20 protein-coding genes are annotated in these 25,758 nt (G+C 72.6%); 8 read left to right on the top strand and 12 right to left on the bottom strand.

What is annotated here, in order from left to right; translation table 11 throughout:
- Positions 1–49: 49 nt before the first annotated feature.
- Both ACGFSH_RS19770 and ACGFSH_RS19775 read right to left on the bottom strand, forming a co-directional pair.
- Entirely contained in the window at positions 50–868 is an 819-nt protein-coding gene (locus ACGFSH_RS19770) for a phospholipid scramblase-related protein (protein WP_393350221.1), read from the bottom strand.
- Positions 869–959: 91 nt separating this feature from the next.
- On the bottom strand, positions 960–3,014 hold the full coding sequence (locus ACGFSH_RS19775; protein ID WP_393350223.1) for a phosphocholine-specific phospholipase C: 2,055 nt from the start codon (positions 3,012–3,014) through the stop codon (positions 960–962).
- 324 nt (positions 3,015–3,338) lie between these two features.
- On the opposite strand from ACGFSH_RS19775, the gene ACGFSH_RS19780 reads away from it, so the two are divergent.
- From ACGFSH_RS19780 to ACGFSH_RS19790, 3 genes are read left to right on the top strand one after another with little or no spacing between them, the layout of a single operon-like run.
- Positions 3,339–4,406 carry a Rieske 2Fe-2S domain-containing protein gene (locus ACGFSH_RS19780; RefSeq protein ID WP_393350225.1) on the top strand — a complete coding sequence of 356 codons (1,068 nt, stop codon included), beginning with the start codon at positions 3,339–3,341 and terminating at the stop codon, positions 4,404–4,406.
- A complete protein-coding gene (locus ACGFSH_RS19785) occupies positions 4,403–4,576 on the top strand; it encodes a hypothetical protein (protein ID WP_393350227.1) in 174 nt (57 codons plus the stop codon). The genes ACGFSH_RS19780 and ACGFSH_RS19785 overlap by 4 nt, the downstream gene beginning before the upstream one ends.
- A 5-nt stretch (positions 4,577–4,581) precedes the next feature.
- Entirely contained in the window at positions 4,582–5,517 is a 936-nt protein-coding gene (locus ACGFSH_RS19790) for a PDR/VanB family oxidoreductase (RefSeq protein WP_393350863.1), read from the top strand.
- A 162-nt stretch (positions 5,518–5,679) separates the two neighbouring features.
- Here the strand turns inward: ACGFSH_RS19790 and ACGFSH_RS19795 are convergent, their stop codons facing one another.
- From ACGFSH_RS19795 to ACGFSH_RS19825, 7 genes are all read right to left on the bottom strand, one after another.
- Positions 5,680–7,869, bottom strand: a complete 2,190-nt coding sequence (locus ACGFSH_RS19795) for a discoidin domain-containing protein (RefSeq protein ID WP_393350230.1) — start codon at positions 7,867–7,869, stop codon at positions 5,680–5,682.
- A 49-nt stretch (positions 7,870–7,918) separates the two neighbouring features.
- Positions 7,919–9,529, bottom strand: coding sequence for a glycoside hydrolase family 13 protein (locus ACGFSH_RS19800; RefSeq protein WP_393350232.1), 1,611 nt, complete (start codon positions 9,527–9,529; stop codon positions 7,919–7,921).
- A gap of 30 nt (positions 9,530–9,559) precedes the next feature.
- Positions 9,560–10,438, bottom strand: coding sequence for a carbohydrate ABC transporter permease (locus ACGFSH_RS19805; RefSeq protein ID WP_393350234.1), 879 nt, complete (start codon positions 10,436–10,438; stop codon positions 9,560–9,562).
- Positions 10,435–11,388: a carbohydrate ABC transporter permease gene (locus tag ACGFSH_RS19810; RefSeq protein ID WP_393350236.1), complete on the bottom strand. Its 954-nt coding sequence runs from the start codon at positions 11,386–11,388 to the stop codon at positions 10,435–10,437. The genes ACGFSH_RS19805 and ACGFSH_RS19810 overlap by 4 nt, the downstream gene beginning before the upstream one ends.
- Positions 11,389–11,392: 4 nt before the next feature.
- A complete protein-coding gene (locus ACGFSH_RS19815; RefSeq protein ID WP_393350238.1) occupies positions 11,393–12,733 on the bottom strand; it encodes an ABC transporter substrate-binding protein in 1,341 nt (446 codons plus the stop codon).
- 148 nt (positions 12,734–12,881) lie between these two features.
- The gene (locus ACGFSH_RS19820) at positions 12,882–13,877 is read right to left on the bottom strand and encodes a LacI family DNA-binding transcriptional regulator (protein ID WP_393350240.1); all 996 of its coding nucleotides are present in this window, start codon (positions 13,875–13,877) and stop codon (positions 12,882–12,884) included.
- A 482-nt stretch (positions 13,878–14,359) separates the two neighbouring features.
- Positions 14,360–15,028, bottom strand: a complete 669-nt coding sequence (locus ACGFSH_RS19825; protein WP_393350243.1) for a hypothetical protein — start codon at positions 15,026–15,028, stop codon at positions 14,360–14,362.
- 243 nt (positions 15,029–15,271) lie between these two features.
- Between ACGFSH_RS19825 and ACGFSH_RS19830 the strand changes: the two genes are divergently transcribed.
- The 3 genes from ACGFSH_RS19830 (at position 15,272) to ACGFSH_RS19840 (ending at position 17,169) form a co-directional block, all read left to right on the top strand.
- The gene (locus tag ACGFSH_RS19830; protein WP_393350246.1) at positions 15,272–15,925 is read left to right on the top strand and encodes a helix-turn-helix domain-containing protein; all 654 of its coding nucleotides are present in this window, start codon (positions 15,272–15,274) and stop codon (positions 15,923–15,925) included.
- A gap of 32 nt (positions 15,926–15,957) precedes the next feature.
- On the top strand, positions 15,958–16,488 hold the full coding sequence (locus ACGFSH_RS19835) for a toxin-antitoxin system, toxin component (RefSeq protein ID WP_393350865.1): 531 nt from the start codon (positions 15,958–15,960) through the stop codon (positions 16,486–16,488).
- Between the two features lie 405 nt (positions 16,489–16,893).
- A complete protein-coding gene (locus ACGFSH_RS19840; protein ID WP_393350248.1) occupies positions 16,894–17,169 on the top strand; it encodes a hypothetical protein in 276 nt (91 codons plus the stop codon).
- Positions 17,170–17,185: 16 nt separating this feature from the next.
- Here the strand turns inward: ACGFSH_RS19840 and ACGFSH_RS19845 are convergent, their stop codons facing one another.
- Positions 17,186–17,881: a 4'-phosphopantetheinyl transferase gene (locus ACGFSH_RS19845; protein ID WP_393350251.1), complete on the bottom strand. Its 696-nt coding sequence runs from the start codon at positions 17,879–17,881 to the stop codon at positions 17,186–17,188.
- Positions 17,878–18,789 (bottom strand): metallophosphoesterase family protein, encoded by a 912-nt coding sequence (locus ACGFSH_RS19850; RefSeq protein ID WP_393350252.1) that lies wholly within the window; start codon positions 18,787–18,789, stop codon positions 17,878–17,880. The genes ACGFSH_RS19845 and ACGFSH_RS19850 overlap by 4 nt, the downstream gene beginning before the upstream one ends.
- 352 nt (positions 18,790–19,141) lie before the next feature.
- On the opposite strand from ACGFSH_RS19850, the gene ACGFSH_RS19855 reads away from it, so the two are divergent.
- Together ACGFSH_RS19855 and ACGFSH_RS19860 are read left to right on the top strand one after the other, a co-directional pair.
- Positions 19,142–20,311: an ATP-grasp domain-containing protein gene (locus ACGFSH_RS19855; RefSeq protein ID WP_393350254.1), complete on the top strand. Its 1,170-nt coding sequence runs from the start codon at positions 19,142–19,144 to the stop codon at positions 20,309–20,311.
- Between the two features lie 248 nt (positions 20,312–20,559).
- Positions 20,560–22,248 (top strand): carbohydrate binding domain-containing protein, encoded by a 1,689-nt coding sequence (locus tag ACGFSH_RS19860; RefSeq protein WP_393350256.1) that lies wholly within the window; start codon positions 20,560–20,562, stop codon positions 22,246–22,248.
- Positions 22,249–22,612: 364 nt separating this feature from the next.
- Here the strand turns inward: ACGFSH_RS19860 and ACGFSH_RS19865 are convergent, their stop codons facing one another.
- Entirely contained in the window at positions 22,613–25,693 is a 3,081-nt protein-coding gene (locus tag ACGFSH_RS19865; protein ID WP_393350258.1) for an alpha-mannosidase, read from the bottom strand.
- Between the last annotated feature and the right edge of the window lie 65 nt (positions 25,694–25,758).

Below are 25,758 nucleotides of genomic sequence, written 5' to 3' on the forward strand. Positions count from 1 at the left end.
CGGGAGGACGGCCCCTGCGGCCGCGTGCGCCCCGGACCGGGCGGGTGCGTCAGCCCAGACCGCGTGCGTCCTGCTTGAGCGCGGTGTCCACGGTCAGCGCCGTGGCGACGACCAGGCTCAACAGCGGCTCGGGCAGCTGGTAGTGGATCTGGAGCACATAGTTGTCCGCGGTGGTGAACATCGTCTTGGCGAGGCCTTCCCAGGTCTTGGTGATCCGGGCGACCTCGTTGTCCGCGTGGTCGACGATCGCGAAGTTCCAGGCCCGCCAGTTCTCCGCCTTGATCGCGCCGACCTGCCGGCCGTCCGCGTTGATCGCGAAGTTGATCTTCCCGAAGACGTTCTGCTGGACGATCTCGCCGACCGGCTGCCCGTCCGGGCGGGTGACGATCACCCTGGACTTGAATATCTTCGCCGGCCGGGTCAGCAGCAGCACGGGGTGACCGTGGGCGTCCCGGATCTCCAGACGCTGCGTCAGGTACTGGTCGATGCTGGCGAGGAAGCGGACGATCTTGCGCAGCATGCTCTGGCCGACCTGGACCACCGAGCCGAGCTGGTTGCCCTGCTGGTCCATGACCTTGTACTCGTTGGTCAGCTCGATCAGCTTGGCCTTCTGGTTCACCACCAGCACCGGCTCGCTGAAGAGCGTGCCGCCGCCGGGGCCGCTCGGCGCGACCCCGGCCTGCCGCTGCACCTGGCTCTGCACCCGGTGGTCCGGCCCCGGCTGCGGCGGCACCTGCGGCGCGCCCTCCCCCGGGCCCTCGGCGCGGGTCTGCTCGGTCCACTGGACGCCGTCCCAGTAGCGCATGGTCCGGGAGGCCCCGTGCGGGTCCGGGTACCAGCCTGAAGGTGTGTTCGAATGCGTGGTCACCGGGGCACACTATCCCGGTCCCGCCCGGGGCCCGACCGCCCCCGCCCCCGGGCGCCGGCCGGGCGTCGGGCGTCCTGTCCGCGTCGGCGCGTCACTCCGTGGCGATCGCCGGGTCGCTGACGCCCGGCCGGCCGTTCTCCACGTGTCCGGCGAACCGCCTGAGGAACGTCCGGTCGGCGGTCGAGGTGACCGTGAGGTCGTACCAGCGCCGGCTCGCGCGCAGGTCCACGGTCCGCTTGAGCACGGCGCCGGGCCGCAGCCGGACCGTCGTGGTCCGGCCGCCGTAGCCGTCGGCCACCTCCAACTCGACCGTGTCCTTGCCCCGGTGCGTGAAGATCAGCTCGACGCCGTCGCCGGCGTGGCGTGCGACGATCTCGGGCCCGGTCGCCCTCCCCGCCCCCTTGAAGGCGCGCAGGAACCCGTTCGGGCCGTGCACCGTCAGGTCGTGCGCGCCGTCGGAGTAGGCCGAGTTCCAGGTGTCGGAGACGGTCGCGCCCGCGCCGGTGGTGTAACTCCAGGGCCCGTCGGCGCGGTTGCCGGAGGTCACCAGGAAGGCTGCGCCCGACTTGGCGCCCGAGGCGAAGGTGAGGGTGAGCGTCCCGGCGGCCGCGTCCACCGAACCGTCCACCTGGGGCGCGTACTTGAGCGGGCGGGTGGGGCGCGTGCCGCGCTCCTGCCTGGGCAGGACGGGGTGGGCCGGCGGGACGGGCACGTAGTCGGGGTGCCGCTCGCGGTCCGGGGGCCGGTAGCCGTCGGTGCCGGGCAGGACGACCGGCCGGGCGTCCGCGCGGGAGAAGTCGAACGCGGCGGTCAGGTCGCCGCAGACGGCCCGCCGCCACGGCGAGATGTTCGGCTCGCGCACGCCGAAGCGGCGCTCCATGAACCGGATGACCGAGGTGTGGTCGAAGGTCTCGGAGCAGACGTAACCGCCCCTGCTCCAGGGGGAGACCACCAGCATGGGCACCCGCTGCCCGAGCCCGTAGGGGCCCGCGGCGTGGCCGGCGTCGCCCGGGAAGAGGTCCGGCCGGACGTCGACCGTGGAGCGGCCCTGTGCGGCCGAGGCCGGCGGGAAGGGCGGAAGCAGGTGGTCGAAGAAGCCGTCGTTCTCGTCGTAGGTGACGAACAGGGCCGTTCTCGCCCACACCTCGGGGTCGGCGGTGAGCGCCTCCAGGACCTGGGAGATGTACCAGGCGCCGTAGTTGGCGGGCCAGTTGGGATGCTCGGTGAAGGCCTCGGGTGCGACGATCCAGGAGACCTGCGGCAGCCTTCCGCCCTCGACGTCCGCCTTCAACCGGTCGAAGTAGCCCTCGCCCGTGCGCGCGTCGGTGCCGGTGCGGGCCTTGTCGTACAGCGGGTCCCCGGGCACGGCGTCGCGGTACTGGTCGAAGTACAGCAGCGAGTTGTCGCCGTAGTTGCCGCGGTAGGCGTCCTGGATCCAGCCCCAGCCGCCCGCGGCGTCCAGGCCGTCTCCGACGTCCTGGTAGATCTTCCAGGAGACCCCGGCCCGCTCCAGTCGCTCGGGGTACGTGGTCCAGCTGTAGCCGGCCTCCTCGTTGCCGAGGACGGGGCCGCCGCCCCTGCCGTCGTTTCCGGTGTACCCGGACCACAGGTAGTAGCGGTTGGGGTCGGTGGAGCCGATGAACGAGCAGTGGTAGGCGTCGCAGACGGTGAACGCGTCGGCCAGCGCGAAGTGGAAGGGGATGTCCTCGCGGGTCAGGTAGGCCATCGTCGTGGCGCTCTTGGCGGGCACCCACCGGTCGTACCTGCCGCCGTCGAAGGCGGCGTGCCCGTCGTTCCAGCCGTGCGGGAGGTCCTGGACGAAGGCGAGGCCCAGGTCGTCGGCCTCGGGACGGAACGGCAGGACGTCCTTGCCCGCGGCGTCCCGCTGGTGCCAGACGGACCTGCCGCCGGCCAGGGTGACCGGACGCGGGTCGCCGAAGCCCCTGACGCCGCGCAGCGTGCCGAAGTAGTGGTCGAAGGACCGGTTCTCCTGCATCAGGACGACGACGTGCTCGACGTCCTGGATCGACCCCGTGCGGTGGTTCGCGGGCAGCGCCGCGGCGCGTTCCACACTGCCGGACAATGCGGTGAACGCCGTCGTGGCGCCCGCGAGTTGGAGGAAGCGACGCCGGTTGACCTCGGACATGGGTGAGGCACCTCTCGTACGGAAGGGTTCTGCCGGCCGGTTCGTGACGGGATGCGCGCGGGAGGAGTCTCGCAAGAGCGGCGGACATCGGGGAAGGCCGAAATGAAGCCAGGGTGAAGGCTGCCGGTACAAGCCCCGCACGCCGCCTCGCGGGCAGCCTCCCGGTCGGCCGTGCTCACCCGGGCCGTCGGCGGCCTCTGCTCAGGAACAGAGACGCTTCCGCCTGACAGAAGCCGTCTTGCGCGCCGGCCGCGGCCGTCAGGAACCTGGGTCCGACCACGGCACGCGGGGCGACGGCGCCCCGCCGACAGTGACGGGAACCCCATGCCGCACACCACCGCATTCGCCAGGAACCAGTGGTACGTCGCCGCCTACAGCCAGGAGGTCGGACGCGAGGAGCTGCTCGGCCGGACGGTCCTCGGGGAGCCGCTCGTCCTCTACCGCACGCAGCAGGACGGCACGCCCGTCGTGCTGCACGACCGGTGCGTGCACCGCAGGTTCCCGCTCTCCGAGAGCCGCCTCGACGGCGACCGCGTCGTCTGCGGCTACCACGGCTTCACGTACGACACCACCGGCGCCTGTGTGTACGTGCCGGGCCAGAAGCGCATCCCGCGCACCGCACGGGTGGCCGCCTATCCGGTCGTCGAACAGGACTCCCTGGTGTGGGTCTGGATCGGCGACCCCGCCCTCGCCGACCCGGGGACCGTCCCGCGCGCCCGGCACCTCGACTCCCCCGGCTGGACGACCGTGCGCGGCATGGAGCCCGTCGACGCCGACTACGGACTGCTCGTCGACAACCTCCTCGACCTCTCCCACGAGACGTATCTGCACGGCGGGTACATCGGCACCCCGGAGGTCGCCGAGACGCCGATCACCACCGAGGTCGACGAGGGCGCGGGCATCGTGCGGGTCAGCCGGCACATGGACGACGCCGAGTGCCCGCCGTTCTACGCCCGCTCCACCGGCATCCAGGGGCGGATCACCCGCTGGCAGGACATCGAGTACCACGCCCCCTGCCTGTACCTGCTGCACAGCCGCATCGCACCGGTGGGCGTCCTGCCCGAGGCCGACGGCAGCGACCCGAACGGCTTCCACACCGAGATCACCTACGCCATCACGCCGTCCGCCGACGGCAGGGTGTACGACTTCTGGATGGTCTCGCGGGACTGGGCGACGGACGACGAGGAGGTCACCGAGTTCCTCCGGGGCAACAACCACACCGTGGTCATGCAGGACGTCGACGCGCTCAACCTCCTTCAGCGCACCCTCGGTTCGGAGCGCGCCGGGTACCAGGAGCTGAGCATCAACATCGACACCGGCGGCCTGGCCGCCCGCCGTATCCTCGCCCGGCTCGTGGAGGAGGGCGACAAGCCGGTGGAGAGGATCTCGTGAGCAGCGGCGACACCGGCGAGGTCTACCGCGTCGACTGGCTGCCGGGCACGGATGTCCTGCACGGCACCTGCCACTGCGGCGCCGAGCACGCCGCGCAGGACCCGGTCGAGATGTGGGAGTGGATGCTCGGCCACCCCGACGGACACCCGCCGCAGGGGAACGTCTCATGAGCGACATGTACGCGACCGAGGTCGAACTGGTCGTCGAGCGACGGGAGTTCGCGGCCGACGAGGTGCTCGCCCTGACCCTGCGCCATCCCCTGGGCGAGCCGCTGCCGGCCTGGGAGCCCGGCGCGCACGTCGACGTCGTCCTCGGGCCGGGCCTGGAACGGCAGTACTCGTTGTGCGGCGACCCGGCCGACCGCACCGCCTGGCGGATCGCGGTGCTGCGCGAGACGGACGGGCGGGGCGGCTCCGCCCATGTGCACGAGCAGGTGAGGCAGGGCGACAAGGTCGCGGTGCGCGGCCCGCGCAACCACTTCGCCCTGCGCCCGGCGCCCCGCTACCGCTTCATCGCGGGCGGCATCGGGATCACCCCCCTGCTGCCGATGGTGGCGGCCGCCGAGGCGGCGGGCGCCGACTGGAGCCTGCTCTACGGCGGCCGCACCCGCGCCTCCATGGCCTTCACCGCGGAGCTCGCGGTCCACGGCGACCGGGTCACCGTCGCCCCGCAGGACGAGACGGGACTGCTCGACCTCGGGCCGGTGCTCGACGCACTGCCCGGGGACGCCCTGGTCTACTGCTGCGGCCCCGGCCCGCTGGTGGACGCGGTGCAGAAGCGGTGCCCGGCCGACGTGCTCCGGATCGAGCGGTTCCGGGCCCAGGAGCAACCGGCTTCCCCCGACGGGGAGTTCCAGGTCGAGCTGGCGCGCAGCGGCCGTACCCTCACCGTCGCGCCGGGCGTTTCCGTACTCGACGCCGTGCGGGCGGCGGGCGTCCAGGTGCTCTACTCCTGTGCCGAGGGAACCTGCGGCACCTGTGAGACCGACGTGCTGGACGGCACTCCGGAACACCGGGACAGCGTGCTCGGCGCCGAGGAGCGGGAGGCCGGGGAGACGATGATGATCTGTGTGTCCCGGTGCCGGGGGAAGCGGCTCGTGCTGGACCTGTGACCGGGGGACGGCCCGCCCGCCCCCGCCCCCGCGCGACCGGGCGGTCCCGGGCACGCGCGAGCCGCGCGCCTCCCGGCCGGCCCCGCCTTCGGGCCAAGGTCCGGACGGTGGAGACGCGCGGCCGCTACGGGACGGTGCGGCGCAGGTCGCCCGCGGGCCGGCTCACGGGGTCGTGTAGGCCTCCACCTCGCTGAACTGCCCGGCCGGCCAACCGGTGTTGGCGGTCACCTGGAGCCGCAGGAAGCGCAGGTTCGTGGTGGCGGGCAGCGGCACGGTGACGGTGTTGCCGGTCGCCGGGTCGAACCGGTGGCCCTGCGAGGGGACCACCGCGGTGTATGTGGAGCCGTCCGTGCTGCCCAGCACGCTCAGCGTCTGGGTGCGCGCGCCCCAGGCGGGCGAGGGCGGCAGCTTCAGCACCAGCCGGCGCAGTGCCCGTGCCTGGCCGAGGTCGACCGTCCAGGCCTGTGGGAAGGCGTTGTTGGCGGACTCCCAGTAGGTGCCCGGGTCGCCGTCGACGGCCTTGCCGGGGGTGTAGACGTCCTGCGAGCCGGTGGCCGTGGCGGGCCGGCCCGCGGCCAGGTTGCGGTCCGGGCCGGGGCCGGGGTTGCCCTGGCCCGGCTGCGGCCAGGTGGAGCAGTCGGCCCAGACGGTGTCCCAGCCGGAGTTGCCGCCGCCGTCGGTGAGGGTGAAGACGCCCGAGCCGGCCGGGTAGGGGCAGTTGTAGACGCCGGCCGCCCCCACGCCGGTCGCGGTGACGTTGCGCAGGACGGCCTCCCCGGGCGCCTCGGCCTGCACCACGACCGTGCCGGTGCCGCGCACCGTCGCGTCCGTGACGTGCACGTTCCTGACGGGGCGGCCCTGGCCGCCCCCGGAGACGAACTCGAACGCGCTGTAGGGGCTGTCGGTGACGGTGGTGCCGGTGATGTTCACCGTGGCGTCGATCGGGCTGTCGTAGGAGTCGACGCGCAGCGCGCCCATCGGGTGGTTCCAGTTCGGGTTCATGGCACCGGTGCGCACGAGGGTGTTGCCGTCGACGGTGATCGTGCCGGCCAGCGGGGAGAAGGGGTCGAGGAACTTCTGGTTGGAGATGGCGATGCCGCTGCCGAGGGCGTTGGTGTCGAGGACGAGGTTGTTGCGGACGGTGAGGTCGGTGCCGCCGTAGACGGCGATGCCGTTGGCCAGGTTGGGCTGGGTGACGGTGTTGTTCTCGAAGCTGCTGTCGGTGTCCGGGGCGTGGAGCGACCACATGGCGAGGGAGTCGTCGCCCTGGTTGCGCAGGAAGTTGTCGCGGACGCGGACCCCCCGGGCGTTGCCGTTGAGGTTGATCCCGTCGGCGGTGGTGTCGAGGATGCGGTTGTCCTCGATGACGAGGCCGTCGTTGTTGCCCGTCAGCCAGAGCCCGACCTTGAGGTGCTGGAGCCACATCCCGGACACCGAACTGCCTGGCCCGAGGCTGCCGTTGACGAAGTTGTCCGGGGCGGAGTCGACGCGTTCGGTGACCTCGCCGATGACGGCGAAGTCCTTGATGTGCACTCCCCCGGACGAGCTCGGCTGGTCGATGAAGCGCGAGGCGTGCACCACGGAGTGCCAGGCGCCCGCGCCCTGGAGCGTCACGTTCTGGACGCCGCCGAGGGAGGAGGTCAGACGGTAGTCGCCGGGCGGGATCCACACGACCTTGCCCTGTGCGGCGGCGATCGCGTCGCGGAAGGCCTGGGTGGAGTCACCCTGTCCGCTCGGGTCGGCGCCCTTGTCGACCACCGAGACCGAGCCGGCCGGGCGGGCGGCGGGCGCGGCGACCTGCTCGAAGTCGGCCACGTCCACGGTGACCTCGACGTCGGTCGCCTCGAACGCCACCTTGTCACCCGCGTGCACGTCCTGTCCCAGCAGCAGCCGTGCCTCGTCGAAGAAGTGGTGGGTCTTCGCGCCGGGTATCCAGCCCGTGTCCACGAACGAGTACTTCGACGTCACCGGGAGCGTCCGGGCGAGCCGGACGCCGTTGACGTAGACGGCGAGGGCGCCGGACCGGCCGTCGGGGACGCTGTACACGAGATTCACGGCGTCGGCCGCGCCCGGCGCGGTGAACTCGACGCGGCGGCCCGCGGCGAGCCGTACCGCCCGGCGGCCCGAGGCCTCGGAGGCGAGGGTGCCCTGGGTGTGGTCGGGGCCGATCGCCGTCCCGTCGGTGGTGGCCGTCTCCGCCTCCACCGAGGTGAAGGGCAGGGTGGCCCCGGCGGCCGCGTGCGCGGCGGGCGCGGTCGCCCCGAGCAGGCCGGCGGCGAGCGCCACGGCCAGCAGGGCGGGAACGCCCCTGACGACGCGGGTGAGGGCTCGGTCTGTGCTGTGGGTGTTCATCCGTGCTGGTCCCTTCGTGGTGGGGGTGCGGGGACAGCGGCACGCGGTCTCAGAGGCGCAGCCAGACCGCGGTGTCCTGGGGCAGCCGCCCCTCGTCGTCCAGCGGACCGCTGGCGAGGAGGAGTTCGGCGGCTGCGGGGGGTGCGTAGGGGGCGCCGGCGAGGTTGACGGCGCAGACCACGCCGTCGGCCCGGCTGAAGGCCAGCACTCCGTCGGGCGCGGGCAGCCAGGTGAGGGGCGCGTCGCCGCCGAAGGCGGGACGCAGCCGGATCGCCGCACGGTAGAGGGCGAGCATCGAGCCGGGGTCGTCCTGCTGCCGGTCGACGGCGTACGAGGCCCAGCCGGCCGGCTGCGGCAGCCAGGGCTCCCGGCCCGGGCCGAATCCGGCGTGCGGGGCCCCGGCCGCCCACGGCAGCGGGATCCGGCAGCCGTCGCGGCCGGGGTCGGCGCCGCCGGAGCGGAAGTGCATCGGGTCGACGATCCGCTCGACCGGCACGTCGGCCTCGGGCAGCCCGAGTTCCTCGCCCTGGTACACGTAGACCGCTCCGGGCAGGGCCAGTGACAGCAGCGCGGCCGCCCGGGCCCGGCGGGCGCCGAGAGCGAGGTCGGTCGGGGTGCCGAAGGACTTCGCGGCGAAGTCGAACGACGTGTCGGCGCGTCCGTACCGGGTGACCGTGCGCGTCACGTCGTGGTTGCACAGCACCCAGGTGGCGGGTGCGCCGACGGGTGCGTGCCGGGCGAGCGTCTCGTCGACGCAGGCGCGCAGCCGGTCGGCCTGCCAGGGGCAGGTCATGAAGGCGAAGTTGAAGGCGGTGTGCAGTTCGTCGGGGCGCAGGTAGCGGGCGAACCGTTCGCTGTCGGGCAGCCAGACCTCGCCCACGAAGACCGCGTCGTACGCGTCGGCGACGGCCCGCCAGGAGCGGTACACGTCGTGCAGTTCGTCGCGGTCGACGTAGGGGTGCGGGTCGCGGCCCTCGACGAGGTCCGGCAGCCGGGGGTCCTTGGCGGGCAGGGCGGCCGAGTCGATGCGGACGCCGGCGACGCCCCGCTCGAACCAGAAGCGCAGGACGTCCTCGTGCTCCCGGCGCACGGCGGGGTGGGCCCAGTTGAGGTCGGGCTGCTCGGGCGCGAACAGGTGCAGGTACCAGTCGCCGTCGGGGAGCCGCGTCCAGGCGGGCCCGCCGAACTCCGACCGCCAGTCGTTGGGCGGGAGTTCGCCGTGCGCGCCGCGCCCCGGCCGGAAGTGGAACAGCTCGCGCTCCGGGCCGCCGGCGCGTGCGGCGCGGAACCAGGGGTGCTGGTCGGAGACGTGGTTGGGCACGATGTCGACGATCGTGCGGATGCCCAGTCCACGGGCCTCGGCGATCAGTTTCTCCGCGTCGGCGAGCGTGCCGAAGGCCGGGTCGACGGCGCGGTAGTCGGCGACGTCGTAGCCGCCGTCCTTCATCGGAGACCGGTACCAGGGGGTGAACCAGAGGGCGTCGACGCCGAGTTCGGCCAGGTAGGGCAGCCGGGCGCGGACGCCCGCGAGGTCGCCGGTGCCGTCGCCGTCACCGTCCGCGAAGCTGCGCACGTACACCTGGTAGATGACGGCCCTGCGCCACCAGTCGTGATCCTGCGCGGCGCGGGCGGTCCGGGTGGTCCGGGTGGGCTGTCCCACGGTGCCTGCCTTTCTGTCGAGGGGGCGGTGTCAGCCCTTCGTGCCGCCCGCGCTGATCCCGGCGACGATGTGCCGCTGGAAGAGCAGGAACAGGGCGACCATGGGGATGCTGGCGATGACCATCGCGGCGAGGAGCACGGTCAGCTGGATGTTCTGCGACAACTGGACGAGGGCCACGCTGACCGGCTGTTCGTCGGTGTCGGAGAAGACCATCAGCGGCCACAGGAAGTCCTGCCACACGGCGACCAGCGCGAAGATCGACACCACGCCGAGCACCGGCCGCGACATGGGCAGCACGACGGACCACAGGGTGCGCAGCCGGCCCGCTCCGTCGATCTCGGCGGCCTCCAGCACCTCGCGCGGGAGCTGGTCGAAGAAGCGCTTCAGCAGATACAGGTTGAAGGCGTTGGCGGCCGCGGGCAGCCAGATCGCCAGGGGGTCGTTGAGCAGACTGATGTGGATCAGCGGCAGGTCGGCGACGGTCAGGTACTTCGGCACGACGAGGGCCTGGGCCGGCACCATCAGGGTGGCGAGGATCCCGCCCAGGATCAGCCTGCCGAACGCGGGCCGCAGCCGGGACAGGGCGTAGGCGGCGGCCGTGCACAGGACCAGCTGGCACAGCCAGGCCCCGGCGGCCTGGACGACCGTGTTCCACAGGTGCTCGGGGAGGTCCATGAGGCGCCAGGCGTCGGTGTAGCCGCTGAGCCGCCACTGCCGCGGGGCGAGCGTGGGCGGGGTGCGCGCCACCTCGTCGGGCGACTTCATCGCGCCGGTCGCCATCCAGTACACGGGGAACAGGAACGCCAGCACGAAGAGCAGCACGACTCCGCAGAAGACGCTCCAGTAGACGGCCCGGCCCCGGGGGCGGGCCAGCGTGGCGGGCGAGACGAGGGTGCGGACGGTGCTCACGCGTCCTCCCCGGAGCCGGTGAGCCGCAGGTACAGGGCGGAGAAGCCGGCGAGCAGCGCCAGCAGCATGACGCTGAGCGCGCAGGCCCCGCCGAAGTCGTTGTAGAGGAAGGCGTACTTGTAGATGAGGTAGAGGACGGTGACCGTGGCGTCCTGCGGACCGCCGCCGGTGATCACGAAGGGTTCGGTGAACACCTGCATGGTGGCGATGATCTGAAGGAGCATCAGCATCAGGATGACGAACCTGGTCTGGGGGATCGTGACGTGCCGGATGCGCTGCCGGAGGCCGGCGCCGTCCAGCTCGGCCGCCTCGTAGAGTTCGCCGGGGATGGACTGGAGCGCGGCCAGGTAGATCAGGACGGTGCCGCCCAGGTTGGCCCAGGTCGTCACCAGGACGAGGGAGACGAGCGCGGTGTCGGCGCCGTTGGTCCAGTTCGAGGTCGGCAGGTGCGCGAAGCGCAGCGCCTCGTTGGCGAGTCCGGCGCCGGGGTCGTAGAACCACTTCCACAGCAGGGCGCTGACCACCGGCGGGATCATCACGGGCAGATAGACCACGACCCTGAAGAACGCTCTGGCGTGCCGGAGTTCGTTCAGGACGAGGGCGAGCGCGAAGGGGACCGCGAAGCCGATCAGCAGGGCGAGCAGGGTGAAGGCGAGCGTGTTGCGCCAGGCGGCGGCGAACTCCGGGTCGTGCAGGACGCGGGTGAAGTTGGCGGCGCCGACCCACTCGGGCGCGGACCCCGGCGTGTACCTCTGGAAGGCGATCACCACCGCGCGGATCGCCGGGTACCAGGAGAACAGGGCGAAGCAGAGCAGTCCGCCGAGGAGGAAGGCGTAGGCGCGGGCCTGCTCGGCGAGGCGGCGCCGCCCCCTGCCCCCCGCCGGGGGCGGCGCCTGCACCGGGTGGGCCGGCACCGCCTCGACGGGCCGGGGAGTCGCGGTCTCGGTCATCGGTTCAGCCCCGGGCCAGGATGCCGTCGATCTTGGCCGAGGCGTCCTTGAGAAGCCGGTCGATGTCGGCGTCCTTCTTGGTGAGGACGGCGGAGACGGCGCCGTCGAGGACGGAGTAGATCTGCTGGGCGTGCGGCGGCTCGATCCTCATCCGCAGGCGCCGGCTGCCGTCGAGGAAGGCCCGGTAGTTCTCCACGGGCACGTTGGCGTTGGCCTTCTTGACCTGCTGGTCCCTGGCGTCGGCGGCGCCGGTGAACAGTCGCGGCTCGGGCAGGCCGACCGGGGCGTCCGCCTTCTTGGCGCGGGCGTAGTCGCCGAGGAACCCGTCGCCGGGGGTGAGGAACATGTGGTCGAGCCACTTCAGGCCGGCGCGGATCTGCTCGGGGGTGTCGCTCTTGCGGAACATGTAGCCGTCGCCGCCGATGAGGGTGCCCTTGCCGCCGGGCATCGGCGCGAGGGCGAGGTCCTTGTAGTCGCCGCCCTTCTCCTTGACCAGGATCGGGATGTTGTCCGGGGCGGAGAGGTACATGCCGAGCTTGCCCGAGCCCATCAGCTGCTGGACGTCGTTGATGACGAGGAGCTGCTTGCTGCCCATGGATTCGTCGCTCCAGCGCATGTCGTGCAGGGTGCGCAGCACGGCGTGGCCGGCGGGCGTGTCGACGGCGGCCCTGCGGCCGTCGGCGCTCACCACGTCCCCGCCCTGCGCGTACATCTCGGCGGTGAAGTGCCAGCCCCCCTGGTTCTGGGCGCTGTAGTCGGCGTAGCCGACCGTGCCGTCGCCGAGCGCGGCGATCCGCCTGGCGTCCGCGCGCAGTTCCTCCCAGGTGACCGGGGGTCTGTCGGGGTCGAGGCCGGCCTTCTCGAAGAGCGCGCGGTTGTAGATCAGCCCCATGGAGTAGCCGGTGCGCGGAACGCCGTAGACCTTGCCGTCGACGGTGTAGATGTCGCGCAGCTGCTTCTGGACGGCGCCGTAGCCCTTCGACTCCTTGAGGTACGGCGTGAGGTCGGCGGCCTGCTTGATGTCGACGACGTGCCGGGCGTCGGTGAAGTACGTGTAGAAGACGTCCTCCATCTGGCCGCCGGCGAGTTTGGCGTCGAAGGTCTTGGGGTCCTGGCAGGGGAACGCGTCGTGCGGGACGACGTCGATGTCCGGGTTCTGCTTCTCGAAGGCGGCGACGTCCTCCTCGAAGAACCGGCGGTCGACCGCGGCGCTCTTGGGGGGCATGCAGTTGACCGTGATGCGGGTCTTTCCGCTCGCGCTGTCGTCGTTCGACCCGCAGGCGGTGAGGACGAGGCAGCCGACGCCGAGTGCGGCGACGGTACGACGGAACCCGGTGCTTGTCATCGGTGGACCCCTCTGGGCAGGAGCAAGGAAGGCCCCACGGCGACGGGTCCGGGCCGCCGCCGTGCTGGCGCGGCACACTCAAGCACCGGCGACAGGTGTCCGCAAGATGTCGCGCAGAATCTGTAATTATTCGACAGGCGGCCGCAGATCAGTCGCGGGGCGCCTGCCCGGTGGAGCCCCGGACCACCAGCTCGGGCTCGAAGAGCAGCTCGTCGGCGGCCACGACACCCCCGGCGACCTGCGCGTTCAGCAGCTCGACGGCCGCCCTGCCCATGGCCTCGATGGGCTGCCGCACGGTGGTGAGCGGCGGCTCGGTGCAGTTCATCAGCGCGGAGTCGTCGTAGCCGACCACCGAGACCCGGCCGGGCACGTCGAGCCCCTTGCGGCGGGCGGCGCGGACCGCGCCGAGGGCCAGCGGGTCGCTGGCGCAGATGAAGCCGGTGACTCCCCGGTCGATGAGCCGGGCGGCGGCCGCGTGACCGCCCTCGATGGAGAACATGGCCCGGGCGACGCGCTCGTCGGGGAGGTCGCCGAGCGCCCGCGCGGCGGCCAGCTTGCGCGCGGAGGGCACGTGGTCGCCCGGTCCGAGCAGCAGGCCGATGCGCTCGTGCCCGAGCGAGGCGAGGTGCCGCCAGGCCTGCTCGACAGCCACGGCGTCGTCGCAGGAGACGCCGGGGAAGCCGAGGTCGTCGATGGACGCGTTGACCAGCACGACCGGGATGTTGCGGTCGGCGAGCCGCCGGTAGTGGTCGTGGGGCGCGTCGGCCTGGGCGTAGAGACCGCCGGCGAAGACGACGCCGGACACCTGCTGCTGGAGCAGCAGGTCGACGTAGTCGGCCTCGGAGACCCCGCCCTTGGTCTGCGTGCACAGCACCGGCGTGAGGCCGAGCTGGGCCAGCGCGCCGCCGATGACCTCGGCGAACGCCGGGAAGATGGGATTCTGCAACTCGGGCAGCACCAGCCCGACGAGCCGGGCGCGCTCCCCGCGCAGTTGGGTCGGCCGCTCGTAGCCGAGGACGTCCAGGGCGGACAGCACCGCCTGCCGGGTGGCCTCGGACACCCCGGGCCTGCCGTTGAGCACCCGGCTGACCGTGGCCTCGCTGACCCCGACCTTCCTGGCCACTTCCGCAAGTCGTCGCGTCATGCGCGCAAGAATAGCGCAAGAAATGCAAGCAGCTTGCGTAAAGGGAGGGAGGGACACGGCGAGAAGGAGGGAGTCGGACGGCCCGGGCGCCGTCGGCGACCTGAACGCCGGCGGTGCCCGGCCGGGCCGGGACGCGGCCCCTGAATCGGTCCCCCGGCGGCGACTTCGCGGCGGCCGCTGCCGCTGCCGCGAAAGTCCGGGGAGCCGGGCGGGAGCCGCTCGGAGGACGAAGTCCACGCCGGGCCGCCTGCCCGCAGCCCCTCGCGCCGGACGTCCGGCGCCTCGGACGGGCGGGACCGAGGGGATCGACGAGATGGAGGGGATCGGAAGAAGCGCGCGTGTCGCGGGTATCGCGGTATCTCGGGAAGCGGGGGGTCCGGTGGGGGCAACGGGCACGGCGGGGGTGCCGGGCCCGGGGCCGAGGGCGGCGGTCCGGCGGTCCGGCGGCGGCCGCGTTTCGGGGGTGCGGGCCCCGGTGGCGGTCAGCCCGCCGGGGGCGGGACCACGCTGAGATGGCTCGCGCCGCGGCGGACGCCGCGCGCTCTGCCGGTCGAGGCGGCCGGGCGGGCCTCGCGCAGCACCAGGGTGAGCCGCGTGTACCCCATGTCGCGCAGGGTCCTCGGGGTCTCGGTCACGATGCGGCACTCCGTGGCGCCCCGGCGCGGGTCGGGATGCAGAAGCGAGCGGACCGCCCCGTCGTGCTCGACGGCGCCCTCGCCGACCGCGCGGACCCAGTGCGGCAGCCCGTGCCGGTAGGCGGCCTCCATGATGGGGTCCTGGCCGATCTCGCGGCGGATCGCCTGAAGGACGTGGTCGTGCGCGTGGCGTTCCACGGCCGCGGAGAAGCCCGCGAGCATCGGCAGGCACCAGCCGGTCTCGTGGTCGCCGAGAACCGCGCACGCGTCGGGATGGAACAGGACGAACCGCAGGAAGTTGTCGGTCGGGTGGGCGGTCGGATGCGGGCTCACGTCGCGGAAAAGTGACGCGAAAGCGGCGTTGGACAGCACCACGTCCCAGCGGTGGTCGAGCACGACGGACGGGAAGGGGACGGCGTCCAGATAGACGCCGTAGTCGTGCAGATACGCCTGGGCCTCGGGACTCTCGGGGACGGGCCGCGGTGCGGACCGCTGCCCTCCTGCCTGATATGCCATCGGGAGGTCACCCCTCTTGCCTATGCGGCCTTCACGCGGCGCCCCGATCCTGCTGCCCGGACGCGAGGCATGTCAACTATCGTGGCATTCCGCGGTCGTTGACGGCTGAAATTGGCCACAGTTGTGGCGAGACCTGGATGTGAGTTCGAAAGACCCGCTACTCTCCACGCAGTTCACGGCGACCGTCCGTGTCGGCGATCGTGTGCCTGTGAGAGGGACGTGAGAGACCTAGGAGACCTGTCGGTGGCGGAGGATGGCTTCGAGGTTCCGGGCGCCGCGGCGACGGTGCTGCTGTCGGCCGTCGTCGCCCGTGTCGCCGCGCTCGCCGACCGGCTGGGCGTGCCGCACGCGGAGGTCTTCGCCACGGGCCGGCTGTCCGTCGCCTCCGGGGTCCCCGAGCCCGTGGTCAAGGCTCTGCTGAGCGGCCGGCCCGCCGGTGAGCCCGACGTCCAGGCACGCTTCCTCCAGCGTCTCGACCTGCTGCGCCGTACGCGGCTCAAGCCCAACGGCCGCAAGTACACCCAGCAGGAGATCGCCGACGGCGCCGGCATGTCGCGCCAGCAGGCGGGCGCCCTCATCAACGGCGACCGGCGCCCCACGATGGAGCACTGCGACGCCCTCCAGCGGTTCTTCCGCGTCCACGCCGGGTTCCTCACGGCCGAGGACCCCGAGGCGCTCGCGGGCGCCCTCCAGCACACCGAGCAGGAGTTGCTTCAGAAGCTCGCCGCGCGCGAGGCGGCCGCGGCCGCCTCGGACCCGCTGGAGCGTCTGCTCCAGGACCACGGCGTGCGCGGGATCGCGTGGCGGGCGGCCCAGCTGCCCACCGACCAGCACCGCGACAAGGTCGCCGAGTGGCTGGACATGCTCCTGGAGAGCGTGAAGCGGCCCGAGTCGTGATCCGGGGGAGAAGCGTGAGCATCGCCAAGGAAATGCGCCGCCTGAGCGGCGAACTGGTCTCGGAGCTGGCCCTTCCGGCCCCCTCGGCGCCGATGGACCTGTACACCGCCCTGTGCGACGGGATGAGCAGACGGCGCGGCCGCCCGGTCCACTTCCGCATGGCGTCCTTCCCCGCCGACACGGCGAGCGGACTGTGGCTCGACATGGCCGACCAGGATCTGGTCGTCATCGAGGAACGCACCGCCCCCGACCACCAGTTGGTGATCCTCGGGCACGAGCTGTGGCACATGAAGGCGGGCCACTGCGGTCATCACGTCGAGGGCGCGACGGTCGCGGCCCGTTTACTCAGCGACGGAGCGGACCTCCAGGCGACCGTGCGCAGCGTCGCCGCGCGCACCCGTTTCGATCTGGCCGACGAAAGGCAGGCCGAGACGTTCGGCCTGCTGCTGGCCAGCAAGTGCCGGGCCTGGCTGCCCGGTTCGGCGCCGCGCGGCCGCGGCCAGCGCGACCACCTGGCGGGCCGGATCGAGGCGTCGCTGGGATACCTCGGCCCGCAGAGCTGACCGGCCGGCAGCCCGGCAGGGACGGACGGGCGGGCCGACGGACGAGCGACAGGCGGACGGGCGGACGGGCGCCGCGTGTTCACCCCCGATGACGACGACCGGGCGGGCGCTACTGCGGGCGCGGGCGCCGTCGGGTGGGCCCGGGCGCGCTCCGTGCTCCCCGGAAGCCCTCGCAGCAGCGAGGATCCGTCTCCTGGAAGGGCCGGGACGGGCCTCGGAGGCGGCACGGAGAGGATCCGGAGAGGGGCGCGCGCAGGTCTGCGCCTGCGCTGAGCGGGCGAACCGACGCGCTGCGCGGCCGGATTGTCAGTGGTGGGCGGCAAGCTGGGTGGTGCGCCGCCGCACGGGGGCGTACGCGCCGTCGGGGCGCGTGGGAGACGACGCCGACACGGGGAGAGCCGACCGATGCCCACAGCCGTACTGACCGACCGCGAGCGCACCGCCGTGCAGGCCTACCTGAGGCTGCTGCACACCGTACGGGCCGCCTTCGGCGACGAGGAGGGCCGGGAGGGCGCACTCCTGTCCGGCGCACGCCTGTCCGGCACATCGCACGACCGGCTGCCGCCCGTGGTGCCGCCCTCCGTGCTGGCCGAGGCGGAGCGGGCCCTGGCGGACGCCGGGCTCACGGGCAACGAGGAGGAGTTCTTCCGGCTGCTGCACAGCTGGTGCCCCGGCGCGTGAGCGCAGGGCCGCGGCCTCAGCCGTGCCGGACCGTCACGGCCGTGGCCACCAGGCCCCGCCGGACGGTCCAGCGGCCCTCGAAGTGCCCGAGCCGCCGGCCGCCCACCAGCGGCCCGGGCACGAGCAGGCGGGCCCGGAAGGTCCCCTGCGGGTCCGCGCCGGGGCCGGCGACGGCCGTCAGTTCGATGTCCGCCTCACTGAAGTCCAGCCACTGGCGGGTGAGGGGGAACCACGCCTTGTAGACGGACTCCTTGGCGCTGAACAGCAGCCGGTCCCAGTGCACCTCGGGCCGCTCCCGGGCCAGGCGCGCGTGCCGGGCCGCCTCGGCGGGCAGGGCCACGGTGGCCAGCACGCCGTCGGGAAGGGGAGCGTGCGGTTCGGCGTCGATGCCCAGGGAGGCGAGGTCGTCGGCGCGGACCAGCGCGGCGGCGCAGTAGCCGTCGCAGTGGGTCATGCTGCCCGTCAGTCCGGCGGGCCACTGCGGCGCGCCGCGCTCGCCGGGCAGCACGGGCTGCGGGGGCACGCCGAGCTTCTCCATGGCCCGCCGGGCGCAGGCGCGCACGACGGTGAACTCGCGACGGCGTTTGTCCACCGCGCGGGTCAGCAGCGCCTCCTCCTGCGGGTACAGCGGCATATCCGCGAACTCGCCCTCGCCGTCCTCGGCGAAGGCCTCCACCGCCACCACCGGTCCGGGCAGCAGTCCGGCGATCACCGGGCCTCCCCCGGCTCCGCGGGTTCCCCGGACGGGTCTCCGGGCCGTCCGGGCCCGCCGGGCGGTGCGGGCAGGACGCGTCGCAGCCGGCCCGGGGGCTGAGGGCGTCCCCGCCACTCGCGGGGGTAGCCCACCGACACCTCCTCGAAGCGGACGCCGTCCTGCCAGGTGGTCCGTGGAATGTGGAGATGGCCGTAGACCATGGCGGCGAGGCGGAAACGGCGGTGCCAGTCGGCGGTCAGCTCGGTGCCGCACCACATGGCGAACTCCGGATGCCACAGCACGTCCATGGGATGCCGGTGCAGCGGATAGTGGTTGACGGGGACGACGGGCAGGCCGTCCGGGATCTGTGCGAGCCGGCGTTCGGTCTCGGCGACCCGGGCCCGGCACCAGGCCTCGCGGGACGGATACGGGTCGGGGTGCAGCAGGTACTCGTCGTTGCAGACGATGCCGGTGCCCTGCGCGTAGGCCAGCCCCTCCGCCTTGGTCGTGCAGCCGGCCGGGAGGAACGAGTAGTCGTACAGCAGGAACAGCGGCGCGACGACCACCGGGCCGCCGGGGCCCTCCCACACCGGGTAGGGGTCCTCCGGCGTCGTCACGCCCAGGTCGCGGCAGACCTCCACGAGGTGCTCGTAGCGGGCCACCCCGCGCAGCGAGACCGGGTCGCCGGGATGCGACCACAGCTCGTGGTTGCCGGGCGCCCACACGACCTTGCCAAAGCGGCTCGCGAGGGTCTTCAGGGCCCAGCGGATGTCGGCCACGTTCTCCGAGACGTCACCCGCGACCAGCAGCCAGTCCTCGTCCGTCTCCGGGGCCATCGCCTCGACCAGAGCCCGGTTCTCCGGATAGCCGATGTGCAGATCGCTGATGGCCAGCAGTCGTCCGGCGCCACCGGCCGTCGTCGTCACCTCGAGCCCCCGCTCACTAGAGCACGCTCCGCGTTCCCGCGAACACACACGTGCTTCCCAAGAGAACACGTTCGCGGCCCGTGGGACAAGGTCGAATCCGGTCGCTTGCGGAGCCGTACCCGCCCCCACCTGCACCGCAGCGCGCCTTTACCCGATCGGGCCGCGTACGGGAACAAGATCGGAAAATCCGTGACACGCGCGTTGCACGCGGCACCCCCGGGACCCCGTATGATCGCCCCAACACCACCGCCATGGACGTCCCTTCACGCAGGGCGGTTTGGTGACCCACCATTTCCCCTGCCCGGGCCGGGCCTGCTTCGCCCTGCCCGCACACCGTGAAAGGCGGCCTCGCATGGTCTCTCGCGTACGCGTCTGGCTCAACCGCACGTACGCGGAGAACGTGTTCTTCACGGATCAGCTGCGACGAAATCCCAGCGACCGGGCCGTCGAGATCCATGCCACGCACGGTGACGCCGACTCCCCCGTGCTGGCCGCCGCCGACACCGCCGAGCTGGAGCCGGAGGGCCTGTCCCCGGCCGCGTACGTCGAGTACGCCCTCGCCCAGTGCCGGCGTCGCGGCATCGACGTGTTCGTGCCGCGCCTGCACCAGTCGGCCCTCGTGGCGCACCGCGCCGACTTCGAGGCGGTCGGCACGGCGCTGCTCGCACCGCCGCCGGAGGCGGTCGCCGTCTTCCACGACAAGGTGGTCGCCTACGAGGCCGTGCAGGCGATCGGAGTGCCGGTGCCGCCATGGCACCGGGTCCGTTGCGCCGACGAACTCGTCGCGGCCGTCGAGGAGTTGGAGGACGCGGGGCATCGCGCCTGCTTCAAGCCTGCGTCCGGAGCGGGCGGGGTGGGCTTCCGGATGATCACCCGGAAGCCGTTCTCACTGGATCTGCTCACCGGGTTCCCCAGCCCCTACGTCCAACTCGACATGGTGGTCGAGGCGTTGCGGCAGGCCGAGGAGCGGGGCGAGGACCGGGTCGACTGGCTGGTCATGCCCCGGCTCGAGCAGCCGGAGGTGTCCGTGGACTGCCTCACCGGCCCCGACAACATCCTGCGGATGTCCGTGGGCCGCACGAAGAACGGCCGCCGCCGGGGCTTCACCCTGCACGAGCAGTGGCTGGAACCCGCGCGTCTCATCGCCGAGGGCTTCGGGCTGCACTACCTGTCCAACATCCAGTTCCGCATGTTCGGTGACCGACCGGTCCTGATGGACGTCAACACCCGTCCGGCCGGCGGCCTGCACCAGCTGGCGCTGTGCGGCGTCAACGCGCCCTGGGCGGCGGTGCAGCTGGCGCTCGGCGAGGACCCTGGCAGGATCGAGCCGCCGTTCCTGGGCCAGGACTACACCGTCGTGTCGGGCCCCCGCCCGCTCCGCGCGGTCGCGCTGCCGCACCAGCGGCTGGAGGAGGCCGAGCCGCTCCTGCCGGCCGTGCCGGCGCCCGCCGGGTCCCCCGAGCCGACCGCGCAGGCCGCCGCGTCGGCGTCCGCGGACGCGGCGCAGGCCCTGCCGCTGTAGCCGAACGGCCCGGGCGTCTCGGTCCCCGCCCTGGCCCGCAGGCCACGACTCGTGTCCCACACCTCCCGGTCCGGTCCCCCGCTCGCGGCTCGCCCGCCCGGATCACCGGACCGTCAACTGGTATGGACCAATCCCGTCACTCTCCTTGACAGCCGGATTGGTCCATACCAAATTTGTTGCGCACCCCCTTGCACAGCTCTGCACTCCCCTTGCACTCCCGAACACCCCCATTCCTTCAGGGAGATCGCGTGCGCACCAGATCCCTCGGACGCCCATGGCGTCGTTTCCTCGCCCTGACCGGCACCGCCGGTCTCGCCCTGGCCGGAGCCGTGGCGCTGCCCGGCACCGCCCAGGCGGCCAACGTCCTGACCAACCCCGGCTTCGAGTCGGGCTCCGTCTCGCCCTGGTCCTGTACGGGCAACCTCGGCTCCGTCGTCTCCTCGCCCGTCCACAGCGGCTCCAAGGCCCTCTCGGGGGCGGTGAGCGCGAGCGACATCGCCAAGTGCGGCCAGACCGTCTCCGTCCAGCCCAACACCACGTACGCGCTGTCCGGTTGGGTGCGCGGCTCCTACGTCTACCTCGGCGTCGACGGCGGGGCCTCCACCTGGACCTCGTCGCCGTCGGCGTACAGCAAGCTCTCGGTCTCCTTCACCACCGGCGCCTCGCAGACCAGCGCCACGATCTACGTCCACGGCTGGTACGCCCAGGGCGCCTACCAGGCCGACGACATCAGCCTGGACGGACCGGGCGGCGGGGGCGGCTCCGACACCCAGGCGCCGACCGCGCCCGGCGGGCTGACCTCGACCGGCAAGACGTCCTCCAGCGTGTCGCTGTCCTGGAACGCCGCCTCCGACAACGTCGGCGTCACGGCCTACGACGTCTACAGCGGGTCGTCCAAGGTGCTCACCGTCTCCGGGACCTCGGCCACGGTCGCCGGGCTGTCCCCGAGCACGTCCTACTCGTTCAGCGTGCGGGCGCGCGACGCCGCCGGGAACACCTCCGGCGCCTCGAACACCGTGAGCGTCACGACCAGCGCGGGCGGCGGTGGCGGGACCGGCTTCAAGCAGGCCGCGCCCTACCTCTTCGAGGGCTGGGGCGATCCCCCGAACGTGACCACGGTGATGAACGCGACCGGCGTCAAGTGGTTCACGATGGCCTTCGTGCTCGACGGCGGCGGCTGCAACCCGATGTGGGACGGCAACCGGCCGCTGGCCGGCGGTGTCGACCAGAGCGTGATCAACCAGGTCCGCTCGGCCGGCGGGGACATCGTGCCCTCCTTCGGCGGCTGGCAGGGCAGCAAGCTCGGCGCCAACTGCTCCTCGGCGAGCGCGCTGGCGGGCGCCCTGCAGAAGGTGATCGACGCCTACTCGCTCAAGGCGATCGACATGGACATCGAGAACACGGACGAGTTCGAGAACGAGGCCGTGCAGGCGCGGATCCTCACCGCGCTGAAGACCGTGAAGGCGAACAACCCCGGCCTGAAGACCATCGTCACCTTCGGGACGTCGACGACCGGACCGACCTACTACGGCAACCGGCTCATCGAGCAGGCCAAGTCGCTCGGCGCCGACATCGACGTCTTCACCATCATGCCGTTCGACTTCGGCGGCGGCTCGGACATGTACGGCAACACCGTGAACGCGACGGAAGGGCTGAAGAACAAGCTGAAGTCCACCTTCGGCTGGGACGACGCCACCGCCTACGCCCACATCGGCATCTCCGGCATGAACGGCCTTTCCGACCAGCAGGAGAACACCACCCCGGCGATCTGGACGTCCATCCGCGACTGGGCCAACTCGCACCACATCGCGCGGCTCGCCTACTGGGCCGTCAACCGTGACCGGCCGTGCCCGGGCGGCGGCGTGGTGAGCAACTGCTCCGGCATCAGCCAGAGCACCTGGCAGTTCACCTCCATCACCGCGGGCTTCACCGGCTGACCTCCCCGGACGTCGTCGGACGTCCCCGAGAATCCCCCGGGCCGCGGTCCGGGGGATTTTTTTCCGCGCAAGGTGTATCAGGGGCCGGACCGCGCGCTCCTAAGGGTGCAGGACCCCGCGGGGGGAGCCGGGGGGAACACCGGGGTCTCGGGGGGAAGCACGGGGATCCACGGGGGAAGAACGGGAATCGACGGGGGATTCCCGGGGGAACGGGGGATCGGGTCGGTCGGCCGCTGTCACGGGGAGCGACCGGCCGGCCCGAGCGCTTGCCGCCCGCCGACGCACAGGCCGGGGGGAACCGGGGCGGGCGGGACGCGAAGTCCCGCCCGCCCCCGCGCGCGCCTCTTCCGCGGCCCACGCCGGGTCAGTGGCCGGCGGCGCGTTCCAGGCGCAGCGTAAGGATCTGGAAGGGGCGCAGGCGGACGGCGACCGCGCCGTCCTCCGTGAGCGCGGCCGGCTCCAGCGGCCGCTCCAGCAGATCGGTGACCCGCGCTCCGGCCAGCGGGAAGCCCGTGCGCAGGACGCCCGTCGCCCGGCCGCCGCTCGACTCGTAGAGCCGTACGACGACGTCGCCGGACGTGTCGTCGGCGAGCTTGACCGCCTCCACGGTGATGCCGTCGCCCTCCACGGAGACGACCGGCCCGGGCGCGCCGGGCGCGTCCGCCACGCGCAGCGGGAGGTTGAGGGCGTAGCCCTCGGCGACCGCGTCCTCGATGCTCGCGCCGGGCAGCAGCGCGTAGGTGAAGCGGTGCCGGCCCTGGTCGGCCTCGGGGTCCGGGATGCGCGGCGCGCGGAGCAGGCTGAGGCGGACCGTGGTCGTGGTGCCGCCGTCCTCGCGGACGGTGCGGGAGACGTCGTGGCCGTAGGTGGAGTCGTTGAGGACGGCGACACCGTAGCCGGGCTCGCCGATGTGCACCCAGCGGTGGCCGGAGACCTCGAACCGGGCCGCCTCCCAGCTGGTGTTGGTGTGGGTGGGGCGCTGGATGTGGCCGAACTGGATCTCGGCGGAGGAGTGCGGCGCGCGGATGTCCACCGGGAAGGCCGCCTTGAGGATCTTCTCCGCCTCGTGCCAGTCGATGTCGGTCTCGAAGTCGACGCGCGGGCTGCCGGCGCGCAGGGTGATCGTCTGGGTGAGCGTGGATCCCTTGCCGAACGAGCGCGTGATCCGGATCGCGCCGACCAGCGGATCGTCCTCGACGACCGTGACCGCGTCCGGCTCCAGCAGGTCGGTGTAGCGGTTCTGATAGTGCTTGTCGATGTCCCAGGCGTCCCAGCAGTTCGGGAGGTCGGTGTGCAGCCGCAGCAGGTTGCCCGCGCCGGCGAGCACCTCGCGGCCGGCCCGCAGGTCGTACACGGAGGACAGGGTGCCGTTCTCGGCGACCTCCACCCGGACCAGCCCGTTGTCGAGCACCCGGCCACAGACCGTCACCGGGTGCGGCGGCCGCGCCTCGTCGAGGGGCGCGCTGCCGTTCGCGGGCGCCTGGACGAACACGGGCCGGCCCTGCGGCGTCCGCATCACCTCGGCGCGCGCGTACGGGCCGGTGTTGAACACCCGCGGCGACGCGTGCGGCTGCCGCTCGCCCGGCCGGCCGGCGCCCAGCGCGGCGACCGCCTCGGCGGTCAGCGTCTCCAGCTCGCCGGCGACGCGGGCGTACTCGGCCTCGGCCTCCCGGTGCACCCAGGCGATGGAGGAGCCGGGCAGGATGTCGTGGAACTGGTGCAGCAGCACCGTCTTCCACAGCCGGTCCAGCTGCTCGTACGGGTAGGCGTAGCCCGGCGCGTGCACTGCGGCCGTCGTCGCCCACAACTCGGCCTCTCGCAGCTTGTGTTCGCTGCGCCGGTTGCCCTGCTTGGTGCGGGCCTGGCTGGTGTAGGTGGCGCGGTGCAGTTCCAGGTACAGCTCGCCGACCCAGACGGGCGCGTCCGGGTACTCGGCGCGGGCCTTGGCGAAGAACGCGTCGGGGTGCTCGACGACGACCTTCGGCGAGCCTTCCAGGTCGGCCAGCCGGCGCGCTCGTTCCATGATCTCGCGGGTGGGGCCGCCGCCGCCGTCACCCCAGCCGAAGGGGGCCAGCGAGCGGGTGCCGCCGCCCTTCTCGGAGTAGTTGCGGACCGCGCGGGCCATCTCCTCGCCGCTGAAGCGGGCGTTGTAGGTGTCGATGGGCGGGAAGTGCGTGAAGATGCGGGTGCCGTCGATGCCCTCCCACCAGAAGGTGTGGTGGGGGAACGTGTTGGTCTGGTTCCAGGAGATCTTCTGGGTGAGGAACCACTCGTTGCCGGCGAGCTTGGCGAGTTGCGGGTAGGCCGCGTTGTAGCCGAAGGAGTCGGGCAGCCAGACGCCCTTGGTCTCGATGCCGAAGTGCTCGATGAAGAAGCGTTTACCGTGGACGAGCTGCCGGGCGATGGCCTCGCCGCCGGGCAGGTTGCCGTCGGACTCGACCCACATGCCGCCGACGGGCGCCCACTGCCCCTTCTTCACCGACTCCTGGATCCGCGCCCACACCTGCGGGTAGTTGTCGCGCACCCATGCGTACTGCTGGGCCTGCGAGCAGGCGAAGACGAAGTCGTCGTACTCCTCGGCGAGCGCGGTGACGTTGGAGAAGGTGCGGGAGGTCTTGCGCTTGGTCTCGCGGATCGGCCACAGCCAGGCCGAGTCGATGTGCGCGTGGCCGACGCCGGAGAGGGTGTGGGCGCTGGCGTGCGCGGGGCGGGCCAGGGCGGGGGCGAGCACCTCCCGCACGGCGGCGGCGCTGCCGCTGACGTCGTCCAGGTCGAGGGCGTCCATGGCCCGGTCCAGGGTGTGCATGATCTCGTGGCGGCGCGGCTCGTGCTCGCCGAGCTGGACCATCAGCTCGCGCAGCACCTGGAGGTCGAGGTCGAGGTGAAAGACCTCCTCGTCGAGGACGGCGATGTCGGCGCGGCGGAACGTGTAGAGGGGGCGGTCGCCCGCGGTCAGCACGTCGCCGAGCGGGGTCGGGGCCGCGAAGCTGCCCGCCAGGATGTCGGGGTTGGAGGCGGCCTCGACCAGGTAGTCGATGCGCTCCCCGCCCTGTGCCGGGTTGCCGATCGGCACGTACTGGTTGAGCGGGTTGACGGCCTTGAGCGGTGTCCCGTCGGTGAGGTGGACCAGGGCCTCGGCCTGGTTGCCGGGCCAGTCGGTGGTGAAGCCGAGGTCGATGACGGCCTCGACGCGCCGGCCGGCCCACTCGGCGGGCACCTGTCCGCGCATCCGGAACCAGGTGGTGCCCCAGGGCGGGCCCCACGGGGTGTCCGTCGCGAAGGGCGCGTAGGCGGCGGCCGCGGCCTCCGCGAACGGCACGGGCTCCCCCGGCGCCTGCCAGGCCTCCACCTCGAAGGGGACGGCGTCCGCGTAGATCGCGGGCTTGACGCGCTGGTGGTGGACGCGCTCGACGCGCTCCTCGATGCGGCGGCGTTCGTCATGCATGGGGCATCTCCAGTGAGGGACCACGAGGGGCGGACAGGCGCGGGGCCGACGCCGGGCGGACCGGG

The organism is Streptomyces sp. NPDC048481, from assembly GCF_043200075.1.
GTDB lineage: Bacteria > Actinomycetota > Actinomycetes > Streptomycetales > Streptomycetaceae > Streptomyces.

Excerpts from the sequence above, each read along its gene's own strand:
- ACGFSH_RS19775 (WP_393350223.1), bottom strand. The coding sequence starts at position 3,014 with ATGTCCGAGGTCAACCGGCGTCGCTTCCTCCAACTCGCGGGCGCCACG.
- ACGFSH_RS19780 (WP_393350225.1), top strand. The coding sequence starts at position 3,339 with ATGCCGCACACCACCGCATTCGCCAGGAACCAGTGGTACGTCGCCGCC.
- ACGFSH_RS19790 (WP_393350863.1), top strand. The coding sequence starts at position 4,582 with ATGTACGCGACCGAGGTCGAACTGGTCGTCGAGCGACGGGAGTTCGCG.
- ACGFSH_RS19795 (WP_393350230.1), bottom strand. The coding sequence starts at position 7,869 with ATGAACACCCACAGCACAGACCGAGCCCTCACCCGCGTCGTCAGGGGC.
- ACGFSH_RS19810 (WP_393350236.1), bottom strand. The coding sequence starts at position 11,388 with ATGACCGAGACCGCGACTCCCCGGCCCGTCGAGGCGGTGCCGGCCCAC.
- ACGFSH_RS19815 (WP_393350238.1), bottom strand. The coding sequence starts at position 12,733 with ATGACAAGCACCGGGTTCCGTCGTACCGTCGCCGCACTCGGCGTCGGC.
- ACGFSH_RS19820 (WP_393350240.1), bottom strand. The coding sequence starts at position 13,877 with ATGACGCGACGACTTGCGGAAGTGGCCAGGAAGGTCGGGGTCAGCGAG.
- ACGFSH_RS19825 (WP_393350243.1), bottom strand. The coding sequence starts at position 15,028 with ATGGCATATCAGGCAGGAGGGCAGCGGTCCGCACCGCGGCCCGTCCCC.
- ACGFSH_RS19835 (WP_393350865.1), top strand. The coding sequence starts at position 15,958 with ATGCGCCGCCTGAGCGGCGAACTGGTCTCGGAGCTGGCCCTTCCGGCC.
- ACGFSH_RS19840 (WP_393350248.1), top strand. The coding sequence starts at position 16,894 with ATGCCCACAGCCGTACTGACCGACCGCGAGCGCACCGCCGTGCAGGCC.
- ACGFSH_RS19855 (WP_393350254.1), top strand. The coding sequence starts at position 19,142 with ATGGTCTCTCGCGTACGCGTCTGGCTCAACCGCACGTACGCGGAGAAC.
- ACGFSH_RS19865 (WP_393350258.1), bottom strand. The coding sequence starts at position 25,693 with ATGCATGACGAACGCCGCCGCATCGAGGAGCGCGTCGAGCGCGTCCAC.